5 protein-coding genes are annotated in these 8,697 nt (G+C 41.2%); all 5 read right to left on the bottom strand.

Translation table 11 applies throughout. From position 1 onward, the window contains the following. Window positions 1-1,195 precede the first annotated feature (1,195 nt). Window positions 1,196-2,704 carry a carboxypeptidase M32 gene (locus AT864_RS09950; protein ID WP_066148714.1) on the bottom strand — a complete coding sequence of 503 codons (1,509 nt, stop codon included), beginning with the start codon at window positions 2,702-2,704 and terminating at the stop codon, window positions 1,196-1,198. Window positions 2,705-2,811: 107 nt separating this feature from the next. After that, window positions 2,812-4,749 (bottom strand): ATP-dependent DNA helicase, encoded by a 1,938-nt coding sequence (locus AT864_RS09945; protein ID WP_066148712.1) that lies wholly within the window; start codon window positions 4,747-4,749, stop codon window positions 2,812-2,814. Between the two features lie 95 nt (window positions 4,750-4,844). Then, window positions 4,845-5,015: a hypothetical protein gene (locus AT864_RS18145; protein WP_197431012.1), complete on the bottom strand. Its 171-nt coding sequence runs from the start codon at window positions 5,013-5,015 to the stop codon at window positions 4,845-4,847. Window positions 5,016-5,651: 636 nt separating this feature from the next. Then, window positions 5,652-6,788 carry a class I SAM-dependent RNA methyltransferase gene (locus AT864_RS09940; RefSeq protein WP_066148710.1) on the bottom strand — a complete coding sequence of 379 codons (1,137 nt, stop codon included), beginning with the start codon at window positions 6,786-6,788 and terminating at the stop codon, window positions 5,652-5,654. Continuing rightward, complete coding sequence (locus AT864_RS09935; protein WP_231734628.1) at window positions 6,781-8,487, bottom strand: bifunctional diguanylate cyclase/phosphodiesterase; 1,707 nt, start codon at window positions 8,485-8,487, stop codon at window positions 6,781-6,783. Before AT864_RS09935 ends, AT864_RS09940 begins: the two co-directional genes overlap by 8 nt. Window positions 8,488-8,697 lie beyond the last annotated feature (210 nt).

Here is an 8,697-nt window from a genome sequence, read left to right as displayed (position 1 = left end):
GGTTTCATCGTATTCCCCCTTTATCTATCCATGGTTCAAAAACATTGTAGCGAGGAGAAAAGGGAGTGGCAAGATTTTTCGACAGACAAAATACGAGACATTTCGACAAAATTCAGTCCGATGATCCTTTTTCCTCCTATTCCTAATCTGGCCGGCCATTCCAGAGAAGCTGAATAAAAAGCCAGACCTTATTTAAGAATAGCTTAGTGCTTTCGTTCAAGTTGGAGAGAATAAAAAAGACATATGATTTTTTAATGAAAAACTGAAGCAGTTGATAATACAGGAATTAAAACGAAAACGTATCTACACGCTCTTTTTCTCAATCATACTCTTTCATTCAATCCATATCTCATAAGAACTAAAGGTGCGTTTTTTGCGAGTAGTTATGCAATACGGATTTACATGTACATGGGGGACGGCTGTAATCAATTATTTACTCTTTCTAAAGCTTTCACAAATTACCAATCGTCATTTGTCAGAAGAAGCCTGACATAAGAGTGCAAGTCTAACCTTAGTACCTAGAGTTTAATACTAACTCATTCTATTATTTTTTTCTTATCGAAAAAGCAAAATCTTTATCAAATCGAGTGGTCACTGCCAAACTATGAGAGGGAGGCTCAATTGATTATTAATTTCTTTATATAACATTTAGCAGAGATCCCAGAATATAGCAACATAGAAAATCTAAATAAACTGTTCTCGTTATCATCATGCTGAAAACGTACATTCATTTTTCTAGAAAAGGTTTTGTCTTGCACTCTTTTTGCCAACAAAAAATGAGGATTATGAAAACCTATATTTCTTTTTTAATATTTCCTCGTCCTAAAATCACCACAGCTAATTCCCTTATATACCTTATTGTCATCACTGAACTATATTTTTTATTTCTTTCAATAACTGTGTCTAATTCTAACCATAAATTGCAATCTCTTTTCCCATGCAGCCTGTTAGTCCCAGCAATTCCCGATGGAAGCACGGCTCATTTTGATATCCTCATTTAGCTGTTTGGCTATTAAATACTTGAATGCTACTGCTGTCTGACACAGAAACAACCACGTTCTTTGCTCTGCCTCCTCTTGTGCTTCACTTCGTCTCTCTCATTCTGAATAAATCAACGGCTTCAGCCTGCGGTGATGGTATAAAAAGCCACCTTTTCTCCGCCTATCCAAGCGGGCAAAAGGTGGTTCCAATAGGTTTATAGCTGATAAATCGCTCGATATTTATCTTCTAGGTATTGAATTAAATAATCCACATTTAGCTCTTCACCTGTCGCTTCTTGCAAAATGTCAAGCGGCTTTTTCGTTTTTCCGAAGCAATGGACTTTTTCTGTCAGCCAGCTGCGGATCGGGAGCATGTCTCCCTTTTCCAGCAAATCGTCAAAATGAGGCAGATCCTTCAGCATCGCATGCTTGAATTGGGCGGCATACATATAGCCAAGCGCATAAGAAGGAAAGTAGCCAAAGCTGCCTCCTGACCAATGCACATCCTGCAATATGCCAGACGCATCGGAATCCGGTCGAATGCCTAGATATTCCTCGTATTTATCGTTCCAAAGCTCCGGCAAGTCGTCCACAGCAACGCTTCCATTGAACAGTTCTTTCTCGATTTCATAGCGAATCATAATATGTAAAGAATAGGTGAGCTCATCCGCTTCAATGCGAATAAGAGATGGCTTCGCTTCATTCACCGCCCGATAAAACTCATCTAATGTGATGCTGGCAAATTGCTCTGGCGCGTATTTCTGGAGAAGCGGATAATGGCGCTTCCAATATGAATAATGACGGCCGATGAAATTTTCGTAAAACAGCGACTGCGACTCATGAATTCCCATTGACGTTCCTGTACATAGGGGAGTACCGACCAGCTCTTTAGCAATATTTTGCTCATATATCGCATGGCCGCACTCATGAATCGTACCAAATAGAGCCGTGCGAAAATCGTGCTCATCGTATCGAGTGGTAATCCGGACATCTCCTGGATTTAACCCAATCGCAAACGGATGAACCGTCTCGTCTAAACGGCCGGCGGAAAAATCGTAGCCAAGCTCGCGCAACAATTCGAGGCTAAAAGCGCGCTGTTTCTCCTTCGGAAATTTCTGAAATAAAAATGAGGTATCGGGTTTATGCTCGGCAGCGGCCACTGCTTGAACAAGCGGAACCATACGCTCTCGCAGTTTGGCAAATACTTGGTCGAGCAGTTCAACCGTTATGCCCGGTTCATACAAATCAAGCAACGTATTGTACGGATGTCCTTGATAGCCCCAATATTCGATAAATTTTTGATTAAACTCCACTAATCTTTCTAAATAAGGACGAAACATCGCAAAATCGGATTTTTCTTTCGCTTCTTCCCAAACGCTTTCCGCTTTCGACTGCAACACAACATATTCCTTATATTCCTCAACCGGAATTTTTTTATTTCGTTCATATTCTTTTCTGCATTCCGCTAAGGCACATTGCACCACTGCAGATAGCTCCGTTTGCACATGGCTTGGTGAAAGCTTGGCGATATAAGCGGCCATTTCCTCTGATATCGACATTTTAAACATTTCTTGAGATAGAATGCCGACTACTTCTGCACGTTGCTCTAAGCCTTTTTTCGGAGCGCCAGTCCGCATGTCCCAATACATTAGTTGGATCGCTTCATTGTAGCTCATCATTTTTTTTACATAGCGCAAAAATTGCTGCTCCATTTCCTTCAGCATATTTATCCCCCTTTCTTGGTTCGCCCAAATTATTATAATTCCCTCTTCATCTTCCTTTTCCTCTTTCTTTATGAAAATAACCATGCCACGAAAAAAAAGGGAAGAAATTATTCTTCCCTTACATTCGTCGGCAGCACTCTTTTAACTGCTTCAATTACTTTCTCGCTTTCCTCATTCGTTACAAAAATGGACACGATTCCTTGATCCTCATGTGTGCGGATCAGTCGCCCTATTCCTTGGCGCAACCGCAATAACATATACGGAACATCGACTTCCCAAAATGGATTTTCGTATGCCTTCCGTTTCGCTTGAAACACAGGGTCGTTTGGCGGATATGGAAGCGACCAGATGATGACGTTTGCCAACGACGGTCCCGGAATATCTAATCCTTCCCATAAATGTTCAGAGCATAAAATCGTTTCTTCTTGTCTTTGGAAAGTCGCTACAAGCTCACTTATTTCTTGGTCTCCTTCAAATAAAAAGGAAAGCCCGTCCTCATGTACGGCCTTTTTCTTAAATCTTTGCAGCTCTTGCCGTGAAGGGAACAAAAGTAAAGCCCGTCCATTTGTTTCGCGAATTTTTTGCAGCGCATAGCGATATTTTTGTTCAAATAATGTTTCATCATTTGCAAAAAACGGCATATAAATCGTCATCTGCTCATCGTAATTAAACGGTGATTCCACGATAAAAGATAAATAATCCTTAATTCCTAAGCTCATAGCGATATACTCAAACGATTGGTGATTCGACAGCGTAGCAGATGAGAAGATAAAAGGAATATTTTTGCTAAACACTTTCTCCTGCAATACTTCCTGCACCGTCCGCGGCATGATGACTAGTGTTTTTCCTTCGTTCAGTACTTCCAGCCACGTAATCGCATCACGATTATGGATCAATAAGTGAAGTGAATGGCTAATCTGATCTAAATATTCATCAACAATATTTAATTGATAGTGATCGATGGTAAATGTTTCACTTTCAAAAACAAGTTCATTGCCGATCTTCTCAATCGCTGCAAGCAGTTGTTTGCCTCGTTTCATCAACTGGTCAGAGAAAGAAATTTCTTGGCGATTCGAACCTGCAATTTCTACCGCGCAAGCCGTCAGCTCAGCAAAAAAGCGAGCATTCAGTTGCAGTGCTTCTTCAATAAGATAAGCGAGCTCCTCACGAATGTCGTTTTCTAATAAGCGAGTCAATAGTGTTTCTAATGTTGTTTCCTTCATTCGATATGTTAAGGCCTTTTGAGCGGCAAATTCCAATAAATGCCCTTCGTCAAAGACCACACAGCACGCCTCAGGCAAAAGCGGAAGCTGTCCCTCCCGTTTGCGTGCCTCATATGTCCATACGTGCTCCATATAAAAATCGTGTGAACAAACAATTAAATCAGCTGCTTTCCGATAATGCTCACGCGACAATGTTTGTCCACAGCGATGCCGCTTATCACAGGCAAAGCAATCTTGAAATGAATCCCAGGCAATTTTTCGCCATTGCTCGTCGCTTAAATGTGCATATTCTTTGCGGTCTCCGTAATGATAGAACGACTGCAGCGCTTTGTAATCATGTACAAAATCAGGAAGATCATCAAAAATTTGCTCGTAAAGCTCGACATCATCTTCCGTCATTAACACTCGATCAAGCTTATTTAAACATAAATACTGATCTTGTGATTTAGCAAGACGCACATCAATATGCAAGTCGAGCACATGGGAAATTTTGGCGATATCTCCCTCTTTTTTCACTAACTGCTCAATGAGCGTTTCATCGGCACAAGCAATGATCGCTGGTTTCCCGGTATAACGCGCATAACAGATCGCATAAAGCAAATAAACGATCGTTTTTCCTGTTCCCACCCCGGCTTCAGCAAACATCACTTTCTTTTCTTTAAACGCTCTTTCCAGCTGAAACGCCATATAAACTTGCTCATCGCGCAATTCAAAGCCAGCGTCCGGCAAAATATCATAAAATACATCGCCGATCCATTCATTTAATTTATCAAAAAAGTTCTCGTTTTTTTCTAACGAAAAAGGATAGCGCTCGCGGCTCATCCTTCGACCCCCTCCAACATAATAAGAGTAACAATCAATTATTATCCCTTATCTGTCGGAGGATGTCAATGTAAGAGTCGGAACACTGGCCGCCATTACGCACGAAACACATCAGACATTGCATATGTAAATGCTTGTTTCCATTCGTGTTTGGCTATTTCAATGCTTTCAAGCCCTGTTGTTTCCTCCTGATGCTGCTCTAACAGAGCATAGGTTTTGTCGAGCGCTTGAGAAATTTTTAACAAATCCTTACATAATAAAGCCATTTCATTCTCTCCTTCATCCATTTTGTTATTTCTGCAAGACTCGCATCAAAGCAGATATAAACGTTTATTTCAAGCGAATAAACGCGCAATCCCCTCAATGGCCAAGAGTCTTGTCTTCCTTTATCTCCAAAATATCCAGAAATATTCAAACCGTTGAACCAGCCATTTCCTTGTGAATGGAAGAATGATGCATTTTTGTGCACAATAGGTGCCGATATTATTTATATGCCCAAAAGAAACAAATCATGCTATATTTCTTTACCTATTCGTCATGATGTTTCAACAGAAAGGAGAAAGGAAGTATTTATTTTTATCGTTATATCACTAGTGTTGATGATTCATTAATAAAAACAGAGTAATATGGCTTAACGTCCGCTTTTCTGTTTGCTGACTTCAGCAAAAAAATGAGGGATTCAGGGCTGCTCATTGGATCGTCCATACGCCTAATCTTATATATAAATTTTTACTTTGCAGCGAATCGATTCAGTAAATATCTGATTTTTCGAAAAACCCTTCATCACATAAAACATCAATAATCGACAAAAAACAACCGCACCTCGTTTAAAATAAAAGAGATGCGGTGCAACAATAAAAATGGAATATTGGTTGTTCGTCTGCGAGGCAAAAACTCTTCACTCATCGCTCTTTTGGAGGACGTGGCCCCCAATATTGATAATATTGTGTTTCAATAAAGCCGTTGAAAAGCTTGCGGCGCTTGGTTGCCGGTTTCCCATAATATGTTTCAAATTGTTTGTGCGCAGTTAACATATAGATGGACCATGTATCAAGCTTAGCGAAGGTTTGTCCCATTTCTTTATACATTTCCTCTACCTGCTTCCGCTCGCCAAGCCGCTCGCCGTATGGCGGATTGCCGAGGATCACTCCGTATAGTTTTTTAGTTGTAAAATCCTTTACTTGCATCTGCTTAAATGCAATGATATCGCCTAATCCCGCTTCTAGCGCGTTATCTTTGGCTACTTGAACCATGCGGTGATCAATATCGAATCCGGAAATATCAAGCGGCTGATCATATTTCGCCAAATCCTCCGCTTCTTCACGCGCCCGCTCCCAATGGCGCTCGCCAATCCAGTCCCATTGTTCCGACACAAAGTCGCGATTGAACCCAGGAGCAATGTTTTGCCCGATCAGTGCCGCTTCAATGGGAATGGTTCCCGATCCGCAAAAAGGATCGACGAATGGACGATCTGGTGTCCAATTTGTTAATTGAATGAGCGCGGCCGCCAATGTTTCCTTTAATGGCGCTTCCCCTTGAGCAACGCGATAGCCGCGCTTGTGAAGACCGGCTCCGCTTGTATCAATCGTTAAGGTAGCGATATCTTTATGCAGCGCCACTTCAATGCGATAGAGCGGTCCCGTCTCTTCAAACCACGATACCCGATAATGCTGCTTTAAACTTTCAACAACGGCTTTTTTTACAATAGCTTGACAATCAGAAACGCTGAACAATTGGGACTTCACTGATTTTCCGATGACCGGGAACTCCGCATGAACAGGGATATAATCTGCCCACGGGAGCGCTTTCGTTTGCTCAAACAATTCTTCAAAGGTTGTTGCTCGAAATTCACCCATTTTTAATTTGATTCGATCCGCTGTTCGCAGCCATAAATTGGAGCGGCAAATAGCTAATTCATCGGCAGCAAATGTAATTTTGCCGTTCTCTACCGTGCATTCATAGCCAAGGCGCCGCACTTCTTCTGCTACAATTGATTCAAGTCCCATGGCTGCAGTCGCGATAATCGTCAGCTTACCCATCTGTATTCCCTCCTATAATCGCTGTCCATTCCTTTAAAAATTCTTGCAGTTCCGCAAACGGCAGAGGCTTCGATATATAATACCCTTGTGCATAATCACATCCTTGCTGCCGCAAAAACTTAAACTGCTTTTCCGTTTCTACTCCCTCGGCAATAATCGAAAGCCGTAAATTTTGTCCCATTTTAATAATCGCTGTAACAATTGATGCGTCATCATAGGAAGACAACAAGCTTTTAATAAAGCTTTGATCAATTTTTAAAATATCGATAGGAAAACGGCGCAAATAGCTTAGAGAAGAAAAACCGGTGCCAAAATCATCGACCGCAATTTTCAGACCGAGCTGCTTCAGCTTCACTAGCTGTTCAATGGATTTTTCCGCACGAGGCATAATCGTACTTTCTGTCAGCTCTAATTCTAAAAACCTTGGATTTACGTTCGACTGTTCGATCATTTGTTCAAGCTTTTTCACAAAATCGGCTTGCTGAAAATGAATAGCTGAAATATTAACGGACATTTTTAAATGCGGATAGGTTAAACTCAGCCTTTTTAAATCTTCACAGGCTTGCAAAAGCACCCACTCGCTAATGGGGATGATCATCCCCGATTCTTCGGCAATCGGAATAAACTGGCTCGGAGATACAAAGCCGATATCCGGACGCTTCCATCTGAGCAAGGCCTCCACACCATAAATTTGTTTTGTTTCAATGTGAATTTGCGGCTGATAATGCAATTCAAATTCTTTGTGTATGACTGCTTTTCGGAGCAGATTTTCAAGAAAAAAGCCTTGCTGGTCCTGATCATGTGATTCACTATGATACACTTCAAAATGATTTCGGCCGCTTACTTTTGCCTGATACATCGCCCGGTCTGCATTGCGAATCAATGTTTCGATGTCCTCCCCGTCGTGCGGGTAAAAGCTGATTCCGATGCTCACTGAAATATAAGCTTCATGGCCATTTAAGCGAAAAGCAGCCTTCAAGGCTTCATGGATGGCTTCTGCTATTTGAATCGCTTCTCTAATATGCCTCAAGTTAGGGAGAACTATAATAAACTCGTCTCCGCCGATTCTGGCGATCGTATCCTTTCTTTGCAAAATCCCTTTCAATCTCTGAGCCACCTTTTTCAGCAGCAAATCTCCCGCCAGATGGCCCAGCGTATCATTGACGTACTTAAATCGGTCCAAGTCTAAAAACAAAACAGCAAATTGCTGATTATATTTCCTAGACGTTTGAATTAAGCTTTCGATCCTTTTCGTTAATAAATAACGATTGGGCACACCTGTCAAAATATCATAATGTGCCATCTTTTTTAGCTGCTCAATATTTTTTTTCCGCTCCGTAATATCGGAGAAAATCGCAACATAATTTGTAATCGCTCCTTGGCTGTCTTTAATGGAATGGATTTTCAGCCACTCAACAAATAGCTCTCCGTTCTTTCGTTTATTCCAAATTTCCCCTTCCCAAAAACCGTGATGAATAATCTCATTCCACATGCTTTCATAAAATTCTTTGTTGTGTACTCCCGATTGCAAAATGTTTGGGTTTTCTCCAATCACTTCTTCTGCGACGTATCCTGTGACCATTTCAAAAGCCGGATTGACAAACAGAATATTTCCTTTTTCATCGGTGATAATAAGCCCCTCATGAATATGGTTAATGACGTTTTTGGCAATTTTAGAAAGTATATTTTGTTTCAGCATGACCAACATCCCCCCATTATAGTCAGTAAAAGAACGTCTTGTCTGGTCATTCACAACACTCTTCGCTTCACTTACCACATAAGCTCAGGAGCGCTTCTAGGAGAACGGGTGCGTAACAAAGGCAAGTCGATGACTTGCCTTTGACTTATGTGCAGATTGGCATGAAAAAAAACATACATCGCCACGATATGAATGATTGCAGGTAGAAAA

Origin of the sequence: Anoxybacillus sp. P3H1B (assembly GCF_001560855.1) — a bacterium.
GTDB classification, from domain to species: Bacteria; Bacillota; Bacilli; order Bacillales; family Anoxybacillaceae; genus Anoxybacteroides; species Anoxybacteroides rupiense.
This window is presented reverse-complemented; position numbering and strand designations above follow the sequence as displayed.

Coding starts and splice junctions, on each gene's coding strand:
- AT864_RS09950 (WP_066148714.1), bottom strand. CDS start 2,704: ATGCTGAAGGAAATGGAGCAGCAATTTTTGCGCTATGTAAAAAAAATG.
- AT864_RS09945 (WP_066148712.1), bottom strand. CDS start 4,749: ATGAGCCGCGAGCGCTATCCTTTTTCGTTAGAAAAAAACGAGAACTTT.
- AT864_RS18145 (WP_197431012.1), bottom strand. CDS start 5,015: ATGGCTTTATTATGTAAGGATTTGTTAAAAATTTCTCAAGCGCTCGAC.
- AT864_RS09940 (WP_066148710.1), bottom strand. CDS start 6,788: ATGGGTAAGCTGACGATTATCGCGACTGCAGCCATGGGACTTGAATCA.
- AT864_RS09935 (WP_231734628.1), bottom strand. CDS start 8,487: ATGCTGAAACAAAATATACTTTCTAAAATTGCCAAAAACGTCATTAAC.